Genomic DNA, 20,690 nt, shown 5'->3' on the forward strand with positions numbered 1-20,690 from the left:
CGAGCGCGCGGGAATGAAAGTCATGGTCGGTCCTCGCGGATGGCCAGGGCACATAGACCGGTGATCAGCATCGGCAGGCAGAACATGCCGAAGATCGCCACGAGCGGAAGGCCGAGCCCGATCGCCCAGCCCCCGATCATCGGCCCCAGCAGCGCGCCGCCGCGGCCGATCCCCATGGCCCAGCCGATGCCGGTGGCGCGCACGGGCGCCGAATAGACCGTGGCGGCCAGGGGATAGTTGCAATTGACGCCGCCCTGGAGCGTGATGCCGATCAGGAAGCAGACGGTGAGCACGCCGGCGAGCGGCATGGCCATGGCCCCGAACACCACGAAGAGCACGCTGGCGCCGCACAGCATCGCGAACATCAGCCACCTGAGGTTCCAGCGCGTGGCAAGGAAGCTGAGCGCGATCGTGCCGACGAAAGCACCGGCATTGTAGATGGCGCTGGCAATGATCGCATCGGTGGGGGCAAGGCCGGCCTGGATGGCAAGCTTGGTGATCCAGCTGGCAATGAAATAGAGCGCCATGAAGCCGTTGATCGTGCACAGCCACAAAAGCATCGTGTTGCGCCGCCGCGGGCCGCCAAGCGCCGCTGCAATCCCAACCTGGGCGGTTTCACGGCGCCCCAATTCCTCGCTGCCGCGCGGCGCCTCTGGAAGCGCATACCAGCACACCGGGAGCAACAGCAGGCTCACCAGCCCGGCGCCAATGAACATCGCCTGCCAACCGTGGAGCGGCAGGAGCCGGGCCACCACGAAGCCGGCCAGCGTTGCCCCCACCGGGTAGCCCGCCTGGGGCACGCCGGTGGCCACGTGGCGCATCGCATCGGGCGCGAACCCGGCCGAAAGCGCGGTGATGCTGGCCAGCACCGCGCCGATGCCAATACCCACGAAAATCCGCGCCAGCGCCAGCGTGACGATGCCGGTGGCCAGCCCGCTCGCCATCATCGCGGCGGCCATCAGCATCAGCGCGAAGAGCACCACCGGCCGCCGCCCGACGCGATCGGCCAGCGGCGCGACCGCCAGCCCGCCGATCGCCATGCCTACCAGGCCCGCGCTGAACACCACCGCCAGCGCGGGGGCACCAACGCCAAAGGCCCGCTGGAGCGCAGGGGCGACGTAGGTGAGAACGAAGACGTTGACGCCGTCCACCATGTTGAGGGCAAAGCACAGCCACATCACGGCGATGCCGCGGGTGGACCAGGTCTGGGTTGTGGCCATGGGTGGCACGGGTTCCGTTTACATGAGTTTTGTGCTGCGGGGCCGGGTCAGGCGATGCCCCGCGGCCATCGATCAGAACTTCACGCCAAGGCGCACGCCATACAGCCGAGGCAGCGAGGTGGAGAAGTTCACCGACCCGACCGGGAAGGCGGTGCCATCGGCTTCCGGCGCGGCGACGCTGCCGGTAAAGCCACCGTAGGTTCCGTTGTAGCCGTTGGGTCCGAATGTCTTCTGCAGCTTGTTTTCGATGTTCTCGACGAAAAGCTGCACGGTCAGTCCGTCGTCCTGCGTCGCATAGGTGATGCTGGCGTCGCTGCGGGTGAACGGGCTCTGGCGGTATTGCACGGCATTGGCATAGTCGCTGAGCAGGTAGGAGGTGCTGTACTTGCTTGCCGCGCGCAGCCGCACTTGCGCCCCGTTGGCAAGATCGATCGTGTGCGTCAGCGCCCCGTTGAGCGTGAAGGCCGGCAAGTTGGGCAGCGCATAACCAGACCAGTCTGCAAAGACGCCCGTAAGATATCCGAGGTAGCCGGTCTTCAGGGAGCGGATGCGCGAGTGAGCATAGGCCGCGCCAATGTTGACCGCGGTGTTGCGGTCGACCTGGTAGCGCAGTTCGTTCTCCCAGCCATAAATTTCGACCGGCGCCAACTGGGTATAGAGCACGCCGGTAACACCCGCGGCGCCCACGAACAGCGCCAGGCCGTTGATCTGGTCCTTGGCATAGTCGTAGTAATAGGCGCTGGAGGTAAAGGTCAGCCCGCGCGCGGGGCGCCCCTTGTAGCCGATCTCGTAAGCGGTCATCGACTCCGGGCCATAGGGCACAACCGAAGCGCCGGTGGCAGGGTCATAATCGTTGAAACCACCCGCCTTGAACCCCGTAGCGACCGAGACGTAGAACAGGTCGTTCGGAGTTACCTGGTAGTTGAGCCCGACTTTCCAGGTCACCTTGTGGTCTTTCTCGCTGCCGCTGTTGGCCCCGCCGATGCAGTCGTTGGGATAAGTGCACGCCGGGTTGCTGGCGGTGGCGACGTTGACCGCGAACGTGCCGACGCGGGCGTTCTCGTTGTTGCTGTAGCGCAGCCCGCCGATCGCGCTGAAGCGGTCGGACAAGTGCACGGTCGCCTGGCCAAACACGCCGTAGGACTTGTGCGTGGTGGTGTTGACGGGATCGATCGCCGTCAGCCAGGTCGACGTGTCGGTCCAGGTATCGACCGGCACTTTCCAGTTGTGGTCGCTCTCGTGGATCTTCTCGTAATAGTAGTTCACGCCGGCCACGTAATCGATCACGCCCGGTTCGGCGTTGGAGATGCGCGCTTCCACCTGCGAAGTGGCGAAGCGGCCGGTATACTGGTCGAGCAGGAACACACCCGGCGCATCGGCGCTGCCGGTGTCATAGGGGTTGGCGTTGCCGGTCACCTGGTTGCGCGCGCTGAAATGCTGATAGCTGCCCAGCACGTCGAACTGCACCCCGCCGGCGCGGGCGGTGACCTGCCCGTTGACGTTGACGAAGTCGTTATCCTGATAGGCCGGGATCGGATTGGGGATGATCTCGAACGCCTTCTGCCCGCCGGCCTCGAGATTGGACAGCAGCGCGTTGCCCGGGCCAACGCCGCCGATATGACCGGCGGTGGTGACCAGCGTGGCGCTGAAATCATCGCCGGGCTTGAGCAGAACCGAGAAACGCCCGGTGCGGTCCTTCTGGTCGCCCTTGGCCGGCTGGCCCGCTGCGGACAGGCGCGTCGTGCCGGTGGCGCCGCTGACGGTGGTGTCCACCGGGCGGAGGTAGCCATCGCGATCGTTCATGTTGCCCGCAATGTGCACCGCCAGGATAGGGGTGATCGGAATGTTGATGGCCGCCTCGGCCCGGCGGGTGTCGTAATTGCCGGCTTCCACCCTGGCATAGCCTTCGAACCGGTCGAGCACCGGCTTGCGCGTGATTACGTTGATGGCGCCGCCGGTGGAGCTGCGCCCGTAAAGCGTGCCCTGTGGCCCGCGCAGCACTTCGACGCGGTCGATGTCGAAGAAGGCAACCCCCTGCTCCTGGCCGCGGCCGATGAACGCGCCATCGATGTTGAACGCGATGCCCAACTCACCCTTGGAAGTCTGGTCGCTGCTGGTCACGCCGCGGATGGTGACGTTGGTGCCGAACGAACCGTTGCCCACAACCACGCCGGGCACCAGGTTCTGCACATCGTTGACCGAATTTACGCCCACGGTGCGCAGATCCGCGCCGCCCAGGACCGCGATCGCCGCCGGCACCTTGAGCGAGGTTTCGGCACGCTTGAACGCGGTGACGACGATATCGGGCCCGGCAACGTCGGGCGAAGCCGAAGCGCCGGTGGCGGATGGCGCCACGGCCGAAGGCGCCGGCGAGGCGCCCTGGCTCGGTGCCTGGGCCTGTGCCGCAGGGGCAAGCATCAAGGCCATTGTCATCGCCAGGCCGGACAGGCCGGTGCGCAGCGGCAGTCCGGCGGCGCATCTATCGGATTTGGACCGGGCACGGCTCATCGTTTCCGCAAACGCGGGCTTCCGCCATTCGGACATCGCTCACTCCCTATTGATTTTCTTCATTGCAGCCGCAGCGGCGGCCCCGGCCTGTCGCTTAGCTTGCCCGGCAGGCAAAAGCGCCTAGACATAGGTCGAGCCGGCCACCGCTTGCCCGCCCGCACCAAGGCCGAGTAGGCTTGGCGCCCAAGCAACAATGGACCTTACGCAATGCACAGCGGGCCCGAACCAGCCCCCGATCAGTCTGCGGCAACCATTCGCCTGCGTGTCCTGCTGGTTGATGACCACCCGCTGTTCCGCCAGGCGCTGGCCGCAACGGTGATGCAGATCGCGCCGGGTCTGGAAATCGAGCAATACGACACGCTGGGCGCCGCGCGGCAGGCGCTTTCTCCCGATGATCGCGACGTTTTGGTGCTGCTCGATCTCAAGCTGCCCGATAGCCAGGGCGTGGCCGGGCTGCTCGGCCTCAAAGCCCACGCGCCCGCAGCGACCGTAGCGATCGTTTCGGCCACCGACGATGCCGAGACCGTGCTCACTGCCCGCGCCTGCGGGGCGGCAGGGTTCCTGTCAAAGGCGGCGGGCGTGGAGGAGCTTTCGGCCGCGCTTGAAAGCCTGTTTGCCGGCGATGCGTGGTTCGTCTCGCTTGATAGCGATGCCGCGCGCGATCCCCTTACCCCGACGCAGGGGCGCATCCTCGACGGGGTGCAGCGCGGGCTGATGAACAAGCAGATCGCCTACGAACTCGGCCTCACCGAAGCGACGATCAAGTATCACCTTACCGGATTGTTCCGCAAATTCGGGGTCCAGACCCGCGCGCAACTGCTGGCGGCGATGCGCGACTGAGCGCCGCGCCACGGCCCCTTGTCAGCCGGCCGCGGCGGGGGCGTGGCGCACCAGCAACGCTTGCAGCGCCAGTGGCGGGGTCGGCTTGTCGAGCAGCACGATGCCTTCGGCCTCGAGGGTTTCGACCCAGCTTTCATCGGCCGTCGCGGTGACGAGAATGCGCAGCGGGCAGCGCCCGGCAAGCGTGCGCAGCAGGTCAAGCCCGTTGCCTTCGTCCAGCAGGTAATCGGCAATGGCCGCGTCCCATGCCCCGTTGGCCGGCACTTCGGCGAGCGTTCGGCACCGGGTCACCACCCCGCCCCAGCGCTCGATCAGCGCGCTCATGGCGATGAGGATGTCGGCGTCATCGTCAAGACACAGCACGCGGATGCCGGCAAGATCGGCCATCGCCGGAACCGACACCGCAACGCGCGGCGCGGCCGGCGTCAATGGCACATGCAAGGCAAAGACGCTGCCAGCCCCTTTCCGCGAATGGACATCCAGCGGATGCCCCAAGGCGCCAGCGATCCGCGCCACGATGGCCAGGCCCAGACCTGTGCCTTCGGCCAGGCTCTGCCCCTCGGGCAGGCGGCTGAACTCGCGGAAAGCCAGCGGCAGCTCGCTCTCGGCCATGCCCACACCGCTATCGCGCACCTCGATCCGCAGCATCGCGCCGCGCCGGCGTGCCAGCATGACGATCCGCCCATGCGGAGTATAGCGCAGCGCATTGACCAGAAGATTCTGCAGGATCGAGCGCAGCAGGTCGCGGTCGCTGCGCACCCAGTGCCGGGTGGGCAGGACAACCAACTGCAGCCCGCGCGCCGCGGCCACCGGCGCAAACTCGGCCGCAAGCGCATGGATCACGGCGTTGACGTCGACCGCCTCCTGGCGCGGTTGCAAGGCGCCCAGTTCCAGCCGCGAGAGCGTTAGCAGCGCCTGGAGCATGCGGTGCGCGCCTTCCACCGCCTGGTCCGCCTTTTCCAGCAAATCGCGCTGCTCGGCACCGCTGACGCCCAACGTGGCGTTGCCGATGAACAGGCGCGCGGCATGCATGGGTTGCACCAGATCGTGGCTGGCCGCAGCCACGAAACGGCGCTGCGCCCGGGTCGCCTGCTCGGCCGCGCGGCGTGCTTCTTCCAGCGCGCTGTTGGCATGCGTCAACGCCCGCGTGCGCTCGTCCACGCGCTTCTCAAGCGCCGATCGATCCTGGGTCAGGATCGCCTGGGCCCGCTTGATCTCGGTCACGTCGTCCACCGTCAGCAGCACGTCGCCCCCGGCGATCACCTTGCGGGAGACGGCCAGAACACGCCCGTCGGCACGATTGATCTCGGTCTTGGCCTGCATCGCCGGGCCTTGCATCTGCGCAAGGCCGGCGGCCGCAAGCAGCCCGCCATGGCTGCGCCCCACGGCCACGGTATCGGGCGGAATTCCCATCAGGGCCATGTACTGCGCGTTCCACACCACAAGCTGGCCTTCCGCGTCGAGCACGCAGACCCCCTGCGGCAGGCTTTCCAGCGTGGTCTGCAGCAGTTCTCGGCTGAACTGCACGGCGTGGCTGGCCTCATCGAGAATTCGCCCGATCTCTTCGGCATCCCGGCCGCCTTGGGCCATGGCGATCGCCACCACGTTGCGCGCCGAGGGCGCCCCGATCACGCCGGCCAGCACGCGCTCGGCAACGCGGACCAGCGCGGGCGAAACCGGCGCCGCATCGGGCGCAATCGCGCGGCGGGACTGCGCGTGGAAATCGGCCAGCGTGCGCTGGGTCTCGGCCACGCCAATGAACTGTTCGAGCAGCCGGCGCAAGTCACCCACGCTCGCGCCGATGTCATGGCCACCGCGCTCGTCCACCGCCACGGGATCGAGCACGAACCGGTTGGCCTGGATTTCGTCGATCAGGCGCGGCCGCGCGCCCAGGGAAAAAGCGATGAAGCACGCGGTGTTGATCAGCAGGCTGGCGAAGATGGCAAGGTTGACGAACGGCGCCTGCGCCACCGGCCACATGCCGCTGCCGCCCCCCGACGCCGGCCCGGCTGCCGTGGTGAACGCAGGGATGGCGATCGTGCCCAGCCAGACCAGGATGCCCGCCGCCACCCCGGCAATGGCGCCGCGCGCGTGGGCGCGACGCCAGTATATCCCGCCGATCAGCGGCGGAACCAGCTGCGCCGACGCGGTCAGCGCGGTAAGGCCAAGCTCGGTCGGGCTCTGGATGTCGCGAATGCCAAGGTAATAGAACCAGGCCAGGGCGGCCAGCAGCACCACGGTGACCCGGCGCACGGCAACGACCACGGCGCCGATCGCCTGGTCCGCACGCCATCGGCGCAACTGGCCCGCCAGGATCGGCAGGATTACCTCGTTGGACACCATGGCCGAAATAGCCGTGAGTTCGACCACCACCATCGCCCCGCCCGCCGACAGGCCGCCGAGCAGCGCCAGCGCCGACACGACACTTTCCTGGCGCTGCATCGGAATGGCGAGCAGTTGCAAGTAGGGCGCCACGCCCGTGCCACCCAGGCCGGCGCGGATGCCCATCGCAATCGTCAGCGTGGCGAGCACCCAAAGCGCGAAATAGGCCGGAACCACCCGCCGCGCCCACCGAATGTCTTCGGCGCGCTCCAATGTCACAAAGCCCAGGTGAAACTGGCGCGGCAGCGTAAAGGCGGTGATCGTGCACAAGGCGGTGAGCGTGGCAAAGCTTGGCAGCGCGGCCGCCTGCAAGGGCGGCAGCATGCCCGACAGATGCTGCGTCGCCGCCGTCGTGCCGCCCGCGACAGCGCCGGCCATCAGCACGACGACCAGGGCTGCCACCGCACCAAGACCGGCAAGCTTCACCAGCGATTCCACCGCGATCATGCTGACGAAGCCGCGGCTGTGCTGGGTCAGGCTGGGCCGCCGCGTGCCAAATGCCATCGCCAAAACCACCAGCACCACCACGATCGCCAGCGCACTTGCGCCTTCGCTGTCACGGCGGGCGGAGGCAAAGCCCCATACATCGGCCAGCACCTTGAGTTGCAGGGCGATGTAGGGGAGCGCCGCGAGCGTTGCCACGAGCGAGGCAAGAATGCCCAACGCCCGGCTCTTGCCAAAGCGCGCGGCGAGGAAATCTGCCAGGGAGCCGACATTTTCCTGCTTGGCGAGCAGCGCGATACGGCGCCACACCGGTGCCAGCAGCGTCAACGCCAGGACCGGGCCAAGCGCATTGGCGACGAACAGCCAGCTTCCCTCGCTGGCATCGCCCACGGCGCCGAAATAGGTCCAGGCGGAACACAACGTGGCGAGCGACAACCCATAGCGCATCCCGCGCCATCGCCCCGACGCGCCCGCGGCGGATGCCGGCCGCCGGTCTGCCCGCCAGCCGATCACGCTCAACACGCCAACATAGACCGCGATGGTCGCCAGAATGGGGGCAAAGTCGGTCAAGCGCGCAAGAGCCTTGGCAAGGGAACAACCCCAACCATGCACTGCGTGGCCGGGCCGGAGCAAGCGCCGGCGAGTCTAGGCCCGATGAAAGGCGTTGCCCGCCTTGCTGCAACATGGCCCGCGTTGCCCCTGCGGCACCAGCAGCGGCGTGACACCATGTTGCAGGCTGTGCAGGGTGCCCGCTATCGCGCCGCGAACGCGGCCAGCCGCCCCGCAATCAGCGTTTCTGCCTCTGCCACGATCCGCTCGATCAGATCGCGGCACGAGGGCACATCATGGATCAGCCCCTGGACTTGTCCCGCCCAGATCAGCCCGGCATCGAGGTCACCGCTTTCCAGTGCCGTTCGCCCGCGCGCGCCGGATACCAGGGGGCGAATGTCTTCGAACACCGCGTCAGGATCGCGCGAGCGCGCGATCACCGCGTCAGACACGCTGTTCTTGGCCACCCGCCCGGTATTGCCAAAGCGGCGGAAGATCAGGTTGGTCGCGCGCTCGTCATTGGCGACGAGGAAGCGCTTCACCGTCTCGTGGATCGGCGCTTCGACCGTTGCGCAAAAACGGGTACCCATGTTGATGCCCTCGGCCCCCAGCGCCAGCGCCGCGACCAATCCGCGCCCGTCGGCAAAGCCGCCACTTGCCAGCATCGGCACGCGCACCTGGTTGGCGGCGGCCGGGATCAGCACCAGGCCCGGCACGTCATCCTCGCCCGGATGCCCGGCGCATTCGAACCCGTCGATAGAGATTGCGTCGGCCCCCATCCGCTCGGCCGACAGGGCATGGCGGACGGCCGTGCATTTGTGGATCACGGTGATGCCATGCGCCTTGAATGCTGCGACATGCTCATGCGGGCGGTGGCCGGCGGTCTCGACGATCGTAACGCCGCTCTCGATGATCGCCTGGCGATAGGCGGCATAGGGCGGTGGCGAAACCGAGGGCAGGATGGTGAGGTTCACGCCGAACGGGCGATCGGTCATTGCCCGGCAGCGATCGATTTCGCGCCGCAGGTCGTCAGGGGTGGGCTGGGTCAACGCGGTGAGCATGCCCAGCGCTCCCGCGTTCGATACGGCAGCGGCAAGCTCTGCCCGCCCCACCCACATCATGCCGCCCTGGACGATGGGATGCTCGATGCCGAGCAGCTCGGTGATCCGCGTGCGCAGCGCCATCACAGTGCCTCGAGGATCGTGACGTTGGCGATGCCGCCGCCTTCGCACATGGTCTGCAGTCCGTAGCGCTTGCCCCGGGCGCGCAGCCCGTGGATCAGCGTGGCCATCAGCTTGGTCCCGCTGGCGCCAAGCGGATGGCCGAGCGCGATCGCCCCACCGTTGACATTAAGGCGCGCGGGATCGCCGCCGACATGCTTTAGCCAGGCAAGCGGCACGGGCGCGAACGCTTCGTTCACTTCGTACAAGTCGATCGCGTCGATCGAGAGCCCCGCCTTGCGCAGCGCCCGATCGGTGGCAAACAGCGGCTCTTCAAGCATGATCACCGGATCGCCGGCGGTAACGGTAAGGTCAACGATCCGCGCGATCGGGGTCAACCCATGCGCTTTAAGCGCGCGCGCGCTCACCACCAGCACGCCGCTGGCGCCATCGCAGATCTGGCTGGCATTGGCGGCAGAGATCACGCCGCCTTCCTGCAGCAGCCGCACCGCGCCAATCCCCTCCAGCGTCGCGTCGAACCGAATGCCCTCATCGCGCAGATGCGGTTCGCCATCGACCAGCACGGGCACGATCTCGTCGGCAAAGGCTCCCGCTTCGGTGGCGGCCGCCGCGCGGCGATGGCTTTCCAGTGCATAGCGATCGAGCGTCTCGCGATCGAAGCCGTGCTTGCGCGCGATCATCTCGGCGCCATGGAACTGGCTGAACTCGGTTACGCCAAAACGCGCGGCGACGGCAGGGCTGACAGGGCCGATGCCGATGCCCTCACGCTGGTGGAACGCCAGGTTGGAGAACATCGGCACCCGCGTCATGCTCTCGGCCCCGGCGGCAATGACAATATCCTGCGTACCCGACATCACCGCCTGGGCCGCGAAATGCACGGCCTGTTGCGACGATCCGCATTGCCGATCGATCGTCACCGCCGGCACGCTGACCGGCAGCTTGGATGCGAGCACGGCGTTGCGGGCGAACGCAAAGGCCTGCTCACCCGCTTGGGTAACACAACCCAGGATCACATCGTCGACCGCCGCCGGATCGATGCCGCTGCGATCAACCAGTGCGTTGAGCACAGTGGCGGCCAGATCGGCGGGATGCACCCCTGCCAGGCGGCCGTTGCGGCGGCCGCCAGCGGTGCGAACGGCTTCTACGATATAGGCTTCAGCCATGCTCAAACTCCCTGAAAATTCGATTTGCGGCCCGTGGCGATGCTGGCGCCACGGCGATGGTCAGCAGCCCTTCCACACGGGCGCGCGCTTTTCGGCAAAGGCCGCCGGGCCTTCTGCCGCGTCTTGCGACAACAGCATCGCTTCCAGCGCGGGGTAAGACCATTGTTCGGCCATGGCCCGCTCGGCCGGCGTATCCAGCCCGCGCAGCACCGCGTCCTTGGTCGCCCGCACGGCCATTGGGCTGCAGGCCAGAATGTCTGCCGCCCATTGCCGGGCGAGCGCGAGCACGTCTCCGTCCGTCACCGCGTTGACAAAGCCCAGCCGCATCCCTTCCTCGGCCGATACCCGCCGGCCGGTGAGCATCATGCCCATCGCCTGCTTCAGGCCGATCGCGCGTGGCAGCCGCTGCATACCACCGGCAAGCGCGGCCAGCCCCACGCGCGGCTCGGGCAAGGCAAACACCGCGCGCGATTGCGCGACGATGATATCGCAGGCCAGCGCGATCTCGAACCCGCCGCCCATGGCCACCCCGTTCACCGCCGCGATCACCGGCTTGGCCAGGTCGAACCGCGCGGTAAGGCCGGCAAAGCCGCTGGGCGGCGTTGCCATGCCACCGCCCGATGCCTGCTGCTTCAGGTCATGGCCGGCGCAGAAGGCCTTTTCACCCGCGCCGGTGATGATCGCCACCCATTGGTCGGGATCGGCAGCGAACGCATCGAACGCTGCCGCCAACTCCTCGTGTGCCGCAGCATGCAGCGCGTTGTGCGCCTCGGGCCGGGCAAGGGTAATGATCGTAAGGGGTCCGTCACGCTCGACGGTAATGCTTGGGCCGGTCACAGACGTTCCTTCCTGGTGCGCTTGATCGCCTTGCACGCGAAGCTTGCCGAACAGCGCGGGCGCACTGCCTTCTGCTGCGCAGGCCGCGTCGCAGGGTGAAACCGCGCTTGCGCCAACGCGTGGACATCATCGCGGATCTGCCGCTGCGGTTCGTTGGGGATCACGTGGCCTCTCCATTGGCATCCGTTGCCCGGATTGCGATGAAATGGGGAATAGCGAACAACGGGCGGTTGGGCTTTGCCCGGGCGGTGCGCGGATTTTGACATTTCTTGCGCGCCGGTTGCTGCCCGCCCCACGCGCGTGGTTCCTCGCCAGCACAAGAGCAAAGGAGAGGAAACATGCACCCGGCCGATCATGCCGCGCGCAACCCGCACAAGGCCGCCCTGGTGCTGGCCGAAACCGGCGAGACGATCTGTTTCGGCACGCTGGAGGCGCTGTCCAACCAGAGCGCATGGCAATTGCGGGCACTGGGGCTGCGGCGGGGCGACGTTGTCGCCACCTTGTTCGCCAACGCACCCGAAGTGTTCGTGTTCGGCTGGGCCGCGCAACGATCGGGGCTGTACCAGACGGCGATCTCGAACAAGCTGAGCCCGCGCGACATCGCCTATATCCTGCGCGATTGCGGCGCGAAGCTGTTGGTGGTTTCAGCCGAGCATGCCGAACTTGCCCAGGCGGCGCTGGCCGACCTGCCGAACCTTGCCGCCTATCGCTGGACCGGCGCCGACGATCGGCTGGGCGACTGGCAGGCCGCAGCCGCGCGACTGCCCGAAACCCGGATCGCCGATGAAAGCGCCGGGACCGACCTGCTCTATTCCTCGGGCACCACGGGCCGCCCCAAAGGCGTGATGCCGGCGCTGCCCGATGGGCCGATCGGCGCCGAAACGCCGCTGATGCGGATGGGCGCCACGCTTTATGGGATGGACCAGCACACCGTCTATCTCTCCACCTCGCCGCTTTATCATGCTGCGCCGTTGCGCTGGGCCATGGCGGTGCAGCAATTGGGCGGAACGGTTGTGGTGATGGAAAGGTTCGATACCCAAGCGACCCTGCGCCTGATCGAACGCTACCGGATCACCCACGCCACGTTCGTCCCCACCCATTTCGTGCGAATGCTCAAGCTGCCCGATGCGGTGCGCGCCGCGCATGATCTCTCTTCCCTGCGCGCCGTGGTCCATGCCGCCGCGCCCTGCCCCGTGCCCGTCAAGCGCGCGATGATCGATTGGCTCGGCCCGATCGTGCACGAATACTATTCCGGCACCGAATGCTGCGGGATCACCGCCCTGTCCTGCGAGGAATGGCTTCAAAAGCCTGGCTCCGTCGGCCGTGCCGTGCTGGGGCAGTTGCACGTTCTCGATGAAGCGGGACAAGAGCTGCCGCCAGGCGCGATCGGCTCGGTCTATTTCAGCGACGGGCCGACGTTCGAATATCTCAACGACCCGGAAAAGACGGCGGAAGCGCATGACGCGCGCGGTTGGGCGACACTGGGCGACATCGGCCATGTCGATCGTGACGGCTTCCTGTTCCTTTCGGATCGCAAGAGCTTCATGATCATTTCGGGCGGGGTGAACATCTATCCGCAGGAAATCGAAAACCTGCTCGTCACCCATCCCGCCGTCGCCGACGTGGCCGTAATCGGGGTCCCGTGCGAGGAAATGGGCGAATTGGTGCTCGCCGTGGTCCAGCCGGCCCATTCCATATCCGCCGACGCTGCACTTGCCGAGGAACTGCGCGCTTTTGCCCGGCGCGAGCTGGGCTCGGTCAAGACCCCGCGCCGGATCGATTTTACCGATGCCCTGCCGCGCGAGCCCACCGGCAAGCTGTTCAAGCGCCTGCTGCGCGAGCGCTACGCGCCCCCCAACGGTTGAAGGGCGCGCGCCAAGCTTAGGGGATCAGCACGACCTTGACGCAATCGCCCCGCTTCTGCGCCAGAACAGCCTCGTTGATCGCGGCGAGCGGAAAGGTCTTTACCAGCCGGTCGAACGGAAATTGCCCGGCCCGGTGTGCCGCGATCAGTTCGGGAATGAAGCGCTGCGGGTCGCTGTCGCCCTCCATGATCCCGACGATGCGCTGGCCATAAGTGATCATACCGGCCAGGTTGATCGCCAGGGTGTCTTCTGCGCGCGCGGGCACGCCGACGAGCCCAAGCATCCCCCGCGCGGTAAGCGCTCCCAGCACGGCCTCGATCGCCTCCACCCGGCCGCTGGTGTCGAAGGCGAAGTCCACTCCGTGCGGCAGCAGTGCACGCAGCGCGGCAGTCACGTCTTGGGTGGCGGGATCGATCGTGTGCGTCGCGCCGAGTTCGCGCGCGAGTTGCCGCCGCCCGGCCACGGGCTCGATCAGCACGATCTGCGAACAGCCCTGGATCACCGCGCCCATCACTGCCGCCAGGCCGACCGGTCCCCCGCCGACGATGGCGATCGTCGATCCGGCCGGACAGGCCATCGAGCGCATCACGCCCCCAGCCCCGGTCTGGAATCCGCAACCAAGCGGCCCGAGGATTTCCAGCGGCGCTTCCTGATCGTCGATCTTGACGACATTGCCCGCGCGCACGATCGCGTGCCCGGCAAAGCTCGACTGGCCGAAGAAGTGCGAAGAAACCGCCTCATCGCCGCAGGCATAGGCCTTGGAGCCGTCCTCAAGCCGCATTCCGGCGTAGTTGAGCGGGGGAAATTCGCGGCAATAGCTGGGCAGTCCTTCATCGCAGCGCGGGCAGTGGCCGCAGCTGGAAAAACCCAGCACCACGCGATCCCCGCGCTGCAAGCCGCTGACGCCCTCGCCCACCATCTCCACGATCCCGGCGCCCTCGTGGCCTAGCACGGCCGGCAACGGATAGGGCACGAACTGGTCGCGGAACACGAGATCGGTATGGCACAGCCCAACCCCGACAATGCGCACCATCACTTCGCCCGCGCGCGGGGCATCCACGGCCACCGTCTCGATCGAAAATGCGCCATGGGGCTCACGGGCGACGGCAGCGATAGTCTGCATCAGGTTCCTCGAAGCTATTGCGGGGGATGTCGCCAACTGCTCGGGGTCTGGCCGGCATATTGGCGGAAGGCGCGGGTGAAGTGGCTCTGGCTGGTAAAGCCGGTCATGTCGGCGACCTGGGCCACCGACAGGTCGGACTGCCCCAGCAGGTCGCGCGCTCGGTCGAGCCGCGCTTTCATGACATATTGGTGGGGAGACACACCGGTCGCGCGCTTGAACACGCGGCAGAAGTGCGATGGCGTCAGCCCGGCCTTGGCAGCCAGCGCTTCCAGGCTGTGCTCGGCTTCCGGGCGCGCCAGGATGTCGTTCATGATCTGATGGATGCGATAGGCGGAAAAATCCGCGCTGGGAAACGCGCCTTCGTTGCTCAATGCCGAACCGCGCAGTGTGTGCGCCTTGAGCGCATCGAGCAGCGTGCCGATATAAGCAGTGCGCTCGGGCGTGGGCGCGCCGTAGAGTTCGCCCAGGATCTGCCGGGTCAACGCTATGCCCAGCGGATCGGCAAAGGCGAAGCGCATCTCGCGAAACTGGCTGAAAGCCTGCTCCTGCTGCAACTGCGACAGGGGAACGGAAACGGTGACCACATCCAGTTCCCCGTCGATCCGCCAGCCGGTGCGGCAGCCCGCCGGCACGATCGTTGCGCAACCAGGGATCGAGCGCGCCGCGCTCCAGTGGTCGGCTTCCCACAACCGGGTATCGGGCTTGCCGCCGACATGGACCACGAACACCGGATCGACGAGCGCGGGCAATTCGTAACTGCCGATGAACTGGCGCCACCGCGCGAACTGCCACGCACCGATGTTCACGCTGCGATCGGGTGCGCGCCCGATCGTGTCGGCGATGATCGTCTCGTTCGTCGTCTGCCGGTTGCCCATCGCGCCTCTCCTCAGGCAGGCCGCAGATTGACGTCGAGGTTCTTGAGGCCGTTGATGAAGTTCGACCGGAACCGTCGCGGCGGCGCTTGCACTTCGAAAGAGGTAACACGATCGGCCAGCATGTCGAAGGCCACGCGCAACTGCATCTCGGCCAGTCGCGAACCGACGCAGACATGCTGACCCGATCCGAAACCGACGTGTGCGGCGCCGCGTCGCGCCACCAGGAAGCGGTCGGGCTCGGCAAACACCTGCTCGTCGCGATTGCCCGATATGTACCACAGGACAACCTTGTCGCCCTTCGCCACCTTCTGCCCGCCGATGACCGTATCTGCCATGGCGGTGCGGCGCATGTGCATCACCGGGCTGGCAAAGCGCACCATCTCGGCCGTCGCGGTCTTGAGCAGGTCGCGATCTGTGCGGATCGCCTGCCACTGGTCGGGATGGGCGGAAAAGGCGGCCACGCTGTGGCTGAGCGAATTGCGCGTCGTCTCGTTGCCGCCCACCAGCACCAGGATGAGATTGCCGACGAAATCGCGGAACGGCACCGGCACGCCGTCGACCTCCGCATTGGCAAGCAGCGACGCGATGTCCGGCGTCGGCTCGGCACGGCGGGCGTCGAACAAGTCCTGGGCGAAAGCGAAGAACTCGCCCAGGGTGGCCGCCATGGCACCGGGGCTCTGGCGGAACTCCGGATCGTCCTCGCCCACGAACGCGTTGGTCCAGTCATAGAGTTTGGGCCAGAGGTCACCCGAAACGCCCAGCAGTTCTGCCAGCGTCATCAGCGGCAGTGGCGCCGACAGCAGCGGAACGAGATTGACCGGCTCCCCCAGCGGGATCGCATCGATCAGCCGCGCCACCCGCTCGCGGATGCGGGCCTCGATATCTCCCAGCCGCCCGGGCGCCAGGGCGGGCATGATGAACTTGCGATAGCGGGTGTGGAGCGGCGGATCGCGCGAGATGAAGGGCACCCCGATCGCGGATTCGCCAGCGCCCGTCAGCCCCACTTCGTTCTCGTTGAAAATGCGGTGGCCACCGTTTTCGTAAGCCGACGAAAACAGCTGCGGCTGGCGCGAAACCTCCACGATGTCGGTATGGCGCAGCACCGACCAGAAGCCGGCACCGTCGGCCTCGGGCGTCCAGTGGACCGGATCGTCCCGGCGCAGCGCGGCAAAAATGTCCCAGGGAACACCGGCCTCGTAAAGGCCGGGATCCTTCAGGTCGGTGCGAATGGCCGTGCTCATCGTCAGAAGCCCACCCGGATGGACGCGCCGTAAGTGCGCGGCATGGCCGGAACCAGGAAGTTGTAGGGAAAGCCCGCCCCGCGCAGGTCGAGCCCATAGGCATACGTGCGGGCGTTCAGCAGGTTGTTGGCAAAGGCCTTGATCGTGAAGCGGTCGATCGTAAGCGCGGCGGTGAGGTTCACCTTGGCATAGCCTTCCTGCTGCAATTCGCTGTTGCGCTGCGCCGTGCCCACGGCGTTCACCGCATTGAACGGCGAGAAGTATTGCCGCGAGAAATAGGCGACGTTGGGCGACACGATCAGTCCGGTGCTGCCGTTGCGGAACACTGTCACGTCAGCGCCCGCCTGCGCGGTGAAACGCGGCGCGAACGGCAGGTCGTTGCCCGCCAGATTGGTGCTTTGGAGCGTCAGTTCCTTGTACGTGGCGTGAAGATACCCGGCCGCCAGGTTGAGGACCAGGCCTGGCCCCACCCGCAGCCGCGCTTCACCTTCGGCGCCATAGACTTCGGCCTTGGGCGCGTTGACCAGGTAGGACACGGGCCCCGGCCGCGTGTCCTGCACCTGCTGGTTGCGATAATCGTAATAGAAGCCGGCCATGGACAGCGTCAGCGCATTGCCGAAATAGCGCCCCTTGAGACCGACTTCATAGGCGTTGACCCGTTCGGGCTCGATGTAGTTGATCCCCGCCGAAGAAGTATAGCCACCGCCGTTGAACGCGCCGGAACGATAGCCACGGTTGTAGCTGGCATAGACCAGCGTGCCGTTGTCGAACGTATAGCCCAGCGAGACACGCCCGGTGAGCGCGTTGTTGCGGCCATCCAACTGATAGCGCGCCGCCGCGTTATAGGCACAGGTCCCCGGCACCGTCGGGCAGGGCACGGTTGTTGCCAGCGGCGTCTGCGTCCCGCCGATATCGCCGGCAAACAGATAGGCGTAGCCATCGCGGTACTGGCTGCGGTCCCAGGTGTAGCGCGCGCCAAGCGTGAGGGTGAGCTTGGGCGTCAGGGCATAGTCGCCCTGTGCAAAGATGGCGTAAGAGCGGCGCACCTGGCGATAGTGCTGGAAGAAGCCGCCATTGATCGTTGGTGCGATCGCCTGGCCTATGTTGAACGTGTTGTCGGTGATCGTCTCGTCCCAGCCATAGAAGCCACCGCCCACCAGCTTGAGCTTGCCGGCATCATAATTGAGGCGCGCTTCCTCGCTGAATTGCTGGAATTTCGACTGCCAGTTGATGTCGAGCACGTCGAGCGGGGAACCATCGGCCGCCTGCTGCAGGTTCTGCTTGCCGCCATCGCGCGAGGTGATCGAGGTAAAGGTGAGCGCGGGCGAGAAGCTGTAGGCGATCGTGGCCGAGGCGCCATAGGCCTCGGTCTTGTTCAGGCCGATGCGGTTCTCGTTGACCTGGAAGAAATCGAGCCCGCTGCGGTAGGGCTGCAACCCCTGTACCGCCGCCTGGCTGCCGCGATCGCGCCCGCCATAGACTTTGAGCTTGATATCGAGCGGCCCGTTGCCCGGGCGCATGCGCAGCGTCAGGCGGCCCTGCAGCGTATCTTGCGAATTGGCGTCGCGCCCGCCGGGATAGACATTCTGGATCTGGCCGTCGCCCTTGGCATAATTGCCGGCGATCCGCACACCCAGTTCGTCCTGCACCATCGTCGCTTCGACCGCAGCCTGCGCGGTGAAGGTGTTGAAATTGCCATAGCCGACCTCGCCATAGCCCTGGTTGCCACGCAGCGTGGGGGTCTTGGTGATGAAGTTGATGGCGCCGCCCGTCGTGTTGCGCCCGAACAGCGTGCCTTGCGGCCCGCGCAGCACTTCCACGCGTTCCATGTCGAACAGGCCCATGCCGTGCGCGGTGCGGCTGGCGAGATAGATATCGTCGACATAGACGCCGATCGGCGACGCCTGGTTGGAGTTGTATTCGTTGGCCACGCTGATGCCACGCAGCGAGAAGTTGGGCTGGGTCGAGCCATAGGGGCTGCTGACCTGCAGGTTGGGCACGGCGGTTGCCAGGCTGGCGGAATTGGTAATTCCCTTGCTGCTCAGCGTGTCTCCGCCAATTGCCGAAATCGCGATCGGCACGCGCAGGATGGATTCCGCGCGCCGCTGCGCCGTGACGATGATCTCGCCCTCGCCGGCTATCCCGCTGGTTGCTGCCGGCGCCGCCTGATCCGGCGTGGCAGGCGCGCTGTTGGCATCTGTGGTGGACTGCGCAAATGCCGACATGGGAAGTGTCGACGCGCCCCCCGCTAGCAGCGCAGCGATGATCCTGGCTTTCATGGTGCCTCTCCGTCTGTTTCAAGGCTCTGTCCCGGCCTTTTCCAGTTGACGGTGTAGCGCAGCATTTCGCGCAGCGCGTTGCACCGACTTGCCGCGCTTTTTGACATTTCTTGCGCACCGCACGGCAGGCATCGGGCGATCTGATACGCCCCCGGCAAGAGCGCGACCGCAGGGCATCGCGCCGACCAAACGGAGAGCGAAATGGAGTTCGAAGCGTCTTTTTCGATGACCATCGGCGGCCGGGCAGTGACCGGCAAACATGGCTTCGACGTGGTCAATCCAGCAACCGAAGCAGCGATCGCCCGCGCCCCGGATGCGTCACGTGACGAACTCGATGCCGCGGTCGCGGCGGCACGGTCTGCCTTTCCGGGCTGGGCGGCCACCGCGATCGACACCCGCGGCGCGCTGCTCGTGCAACTGGCCGATGCGCTGGTGGCGGAAATCGACGGTTTTGCAAGGCTGCTGACTGCCGAGCAAGGCAAGCCGCATGCCGACGCCCGGACCGAGATCCTCGCCTCGGCCTATTGGCTGAAGGGGGCGGCCAGCCTGGCGCTGCCGGCCACCGTCAACGAGGACAGCCCGGAACGCCATAGCGAGACGCGGCACGTTCCCATCGGCGTCGTGGGCGCCATCGCGCCCTGGAATTACCCGATGGTGCTGGCGATGTTCAAGCTCGGCCCGGCGCTGCGCGCAGGCAACACCGTGGTGCTCAAACCTTCGCCGTTCACCCCGCTGACGACGCTGAAATTCGGTGAGCTGGCCGCACGCATTCTGCCGGCCGGCGTGCTCAACACCATCAGCGGGGGCGATCAGCTCGGCCCCTGGCTGACCGAGCATCCCGGCATCGACAAGGTGAGTTTCACCGGCTCCAGCGCAACCGGCCGCCGGGTGATGCAGAGCGCTTCGGCCACGCTCAAGCGCGTCACGCTGGAACTGGGCGGCAACGATCCCGCGATCGTGCTGCCCGATGCCGATGTGGAGGCGCTGGCCGAGCCGCTGTTCTGGGCGGCGTTTGCCAACAACGGCCAGGTCTGCATCGCCACCAAGCGGATGTACGTGCACGAGCGGGTCTATGATCGGCTCAAGCAGGCACTGGTCGCTTATGCCCGCACGGTGAAAGTCGGCAACGGCGCCGAGCAGGGAACGCAGCTTGGCCCGGTCAACAACGCGGTGCAATTTCGCCGCGTGCGCGACCTGATCGCCGATGCACGCACACAGGGCTACCAATTCCTGACCGGCGGCGAACCGCACGCCGGGCCGGGCTATTTCGTGCCGGTGACGATCCTGGACAATCCGCCCGAAGCAAGCCGGATTGTCCAGGAAGAGCAGTTCGGCCCCATCCTGCCGCTGCTCAAGTTCAGCGACGTGGACGAGGTCATCGCCCGCGCCAATGCAAGCGAGTATGGCCTGGGCGCCTCGGTCTGGGGCACCGACGAGGACGCTGCGCTGGCCGTGGCGCAGCAGATCGCGAGCGGAACGGTGTGGATCAACGAGACCCAGCATCTCAGCCCGCTCGCGGCCTTTGGCGGCATGAAGCAATCGGGCCTGGGTGTCGAAGGCGGCACCGAAGGGCTGCTTGAATACACCAATGCCCAGACCCTGGTTCGCCGCCGGAAGGCAAGCGACTGCTAGGCGGCGTGGGCAAATTCTTCGACCCTCCGGGGCGGGCCGTATCGCCCCGGGGCAACCGCCGGCGCCCGGCAAGCTCTGGCCATTTGGCCAGCAAAGCTCAGATGGATTGGATGGTATAGGCGAACCAGGCTTGTTCCGCGTGGTCGTAAAGCTGTAGCACCTGGCTCTCCGCCGTCAGTGTATAGTGGCTGGACGAGCCGCGATCGTACCCACGGGCCGTGTTGCCATCGATTTCGAGCGAAACGAATGCATCGTCGCCAGCATCGTGCAACTCGGGAAGGGTGCCGCCGAATTTGGCCGAACGATCGCCGTCTTGGCCTTGGAGGCGGCCGCCCCGAACCTCTGCCGCGATTTGCAGGTCCTGCCCGGTCGTATGGTCGTGGACACCTGCCACCTTCTTTTCGAAGATGAAGGCGTAGGCTGCGGCGGCGATCATCGCGCGAGTGTGCGGTAGCATTCCCACCAAGTGGGAGCGGCGGCGCCAAGATGCAAGCGGGCTACTTGCCCGCAACGCCTTTTGCGAGAACGATCTTTCCCGCAGATGCCTGGAG

At 66.5% G+C, this 20,690-nt stretch carries 15 protein-coding genes; 4 read left to right on the plus strand and 11 right to left on the minus strand.

Annotation, left to right across the window (positions count from 1 at the left end; translation table 11 throughout):
* Window positions 1-20: 20 nt before the first annotated feature.
* Together FHT19_RS09345 and FHT19_RS09350 are read right to left on the minus strand one after the other, a co-directional pair.
* Window positions 21-1,220: an MFS transporter gene (locus FHT19_RS09345; protein ID WP_169474700.1), complete on the minus strand. Its 1,200-nt coding sequence runs from the start codon at window positions 1,218-1,220 to the stop codon at window positions 21-23.
* A 72-nt stretch (window positions 1,221-1,292) separates the two neighbouring features.
* The gene (locus tag FHT19_RS09350) at window positions 1,293-3,764 is read right to left on the minus strand and encodes a TonB-dependent receptor (protein WP_169474701.1); all 2,472 of its coding nucleotides are present in this window, start codon (window positions 3,762-3,764) and stop codon (window positions 1,293-1,295) included.
* A gap of 171 nt (window positions 3,765-3,935) precedes the next feature.
* Between FHT19_RS09350 and FHT19_RS09355 the strand changes: the two genes are divergently transcribed.
* Window positions 3,936-4,568 carry a response regulator transcription factor gene (locus FHT19_RS09355; protein WP_169474702.1) on the plus strand — a complete coding sequence of 211 codons (633 nt, stop codon included), beginning with the start codon at window positions 3,936-3,938 and terminating at the stop codon, window positions 4,566-4,568.
* Between the two features lie 21 nt (window positions 4,569-4,589).
* On the opposite strand, the gene FHT19_RS09360 is transcribed toward FHT19_RS09355, so the two are convergent.
* The 4 genes from FHT19_RS09360 to FHT19_RS09375 all read right to left on the minus strand — a co-directional run bounded on the left by FHT19_RS09360 (window position 4,590) and on the right by FHT19_RS09375 (window position 11,124).
* Window positions 4,590-7,964 (minus strand): ATP-binding protein, encoded by a 3,375-nt coding sequence (locus FHT19_RS09360; RefSeq protein ID WP_169474703.1) that lies wholly within the window; start codon window positions 7,962-7,964, stop codon window positions 4,590-4,592.
* A 182-nt stretch (window positions 7,965-8,146) separates the two neighbouring features.
* Window positions 8,147-9,127 (minus strand): nitronate monooxygenase family protein, encoded by a 981-nt coding sequence (locus FHT19_RS09365; RefSeq protein ID WP_169474704.1) that lies wholly within the window; start codon window positions 9,125-9,127, stop codon window positions 8,147-8,149.
* Entirely contained in the window at window positions 9,127-10,287 is a 1,161-nt protein-coding gene (locus tag FHT19_RS09370; RefSeq protein ID WP_169474705.1) for an acetyl-CoA C-acetyltransferase, read from the minus strand. Before FHT19_RS09370 ends, FHT19_RS09365 begins: the two co-directional genes overlap by 1 nt.
* Window positions 10,288-10,347: 60 nt before the next feature.
* Window positions 10,348-11,124: an enoyl-CoA hydratase-related protein gene (locus FHT19_RS09375; RefSeq protein WP_169474706.1), complete on the minus strand. Its 777-nt coding sequence runs from the start codon at window positions 11,122-11,124 to the stop codon at window positions 10,348-10,350.
* 119 nt (window positions 11,125-11,243) lie between these two features.
* On the opposite strand from FHT19_RS09375, the gene FHT19_RS09380 reads away from it, so the two are divergent.
* Together FHT19_RS09380 and FHT19_RS09385 are read left to right on the plus strand one after the other, a co-directional pair.
* Window positions 11,244-11,387 carry a hypothetical protein gene (locus tag FHT19_RS09380; RefSeq protein WP_169474707.1) on the plus strand — a complete coding sequence of 48 codons (144 nt, stop codon included), beginning with the start codon at window positions 11,244-11,246 and terminating at the stop codon, window positions 11,385-11,387.
* 75 nt (window positions 11,388-11,462) lie between these two features.
* Window positions 11,463-12,989: an acyl-CoA synthetase gene (locus FHT19_RS09385; RefSeq protein ID WP_169474708.1), complete on the plus strand. Its 1,527-nt coding sequence runs from the start codon at window positions 11,463-11,465 to the stop codon at window positions 12,987-12,989.
* 16 nt (window positions 12,990-13,005) lie between these two features.
* On the opposite strand, the gene FHT19_RS09390 is transcribed toward FHT19_RS09385, so the two are convergent.
* The 4 genes from FHT19_RS09390 to FHT19_RS09405 are packed head-to-tail and all read right to left on the minus strand — an operon-like array spanning window position 13,006 to window position 18,453.
* Window positions 13,006-14,112: an NAD(P)-dependent alcohol dehydrogenase gene (locus FHT19_RS09390; RefSeq protein ID WP_169474709.1), complete on the minus strand. Its 1,107-nt coding sequence runs from the start codon at window positions 14,110-14,112 to the stop codon at window positions 13,006-13,008.
* A 14-nt stretch (window positions 14,113-14,126) separates the two neighbouring features.
* Window positions 14,127-14,987 (minus strand): AraC family transcriptional regulator, encoded by an 861-nt coding sequence (locus FHT19_RS09395; protein ID WP_168555262.1) that lies wholly within the window; start codon window positions 14,985-14,987, stop codon window positions 14,127-14,129.
* 11 nt (window positions 14,988-14,998) lie between these two features.
* On the minus strand, window positions 14,999-16,228 hold the full coding sequence (locus tag FHT19_RS09400) for a cytochrome P450 (protein ID WP_169474710.1): 1,230 nt from the start codon (window positions 16,226-16,228) through the stop codon (window positions 14,999-15,001).
* A gap of 2 nt (window positions 16,229-16,230) precedes the next feature.
* A complete protein-coding gene (locus FHT19_RS09405; protein ID WP_248290352.1) occupies window positions 16,231-18,453 on the minus strand; it encodes a TonB-dependent receptor in 2,223 nt (740 codons plus the stop codon).
* Between the two features lie 255 nt (window positions 18,454-18,708).
* On the opposite strand from FHT19_RS09405, the gene FHT19_RS09410 reads away from it, so the two are divergent.
* Window positions 18,709-20,139 carry an aldehyde dehydrogenase family protein gene (locus FHT19_RS09410; protein WP_169474712.1) on the plus strand — a complete coding sequence of 477 codons (1,431 nt, stop codon included), beginning with the start codon at window positions 18,709-18,711 and terminating at the stop codon, window positions 20,137-20,139.
* Between the two features lie 97 nt (window positions 20,140-20,236).
* Here the strand turns inward: FHT19_RS09410 and FHT19_RS09415 are convergent, their stop codons facing one another.
* Entirely contained in the window at window positions 20,237-20,575 is a 339-nt protein-coding gene (locus FHT19_RS09415; protein WP_248290353.1) for a hypothetical protein, read from the minus strand.
* Between the last annotated feature and the right edge of the window lie 115 nt (window positions 20,576-20,690).

It is taken from the genome of Novosphingobium sp. SG919 (assembly GCF_012932495.1).
Classification (GTDB): domain Bacteria; phylum Pseudomonadota; class Alphaproteobacteria; order Sphingomonadales; family Sphingomonadaceae; genus Novosphingobium; species Novosphingobium rhizosphaerae.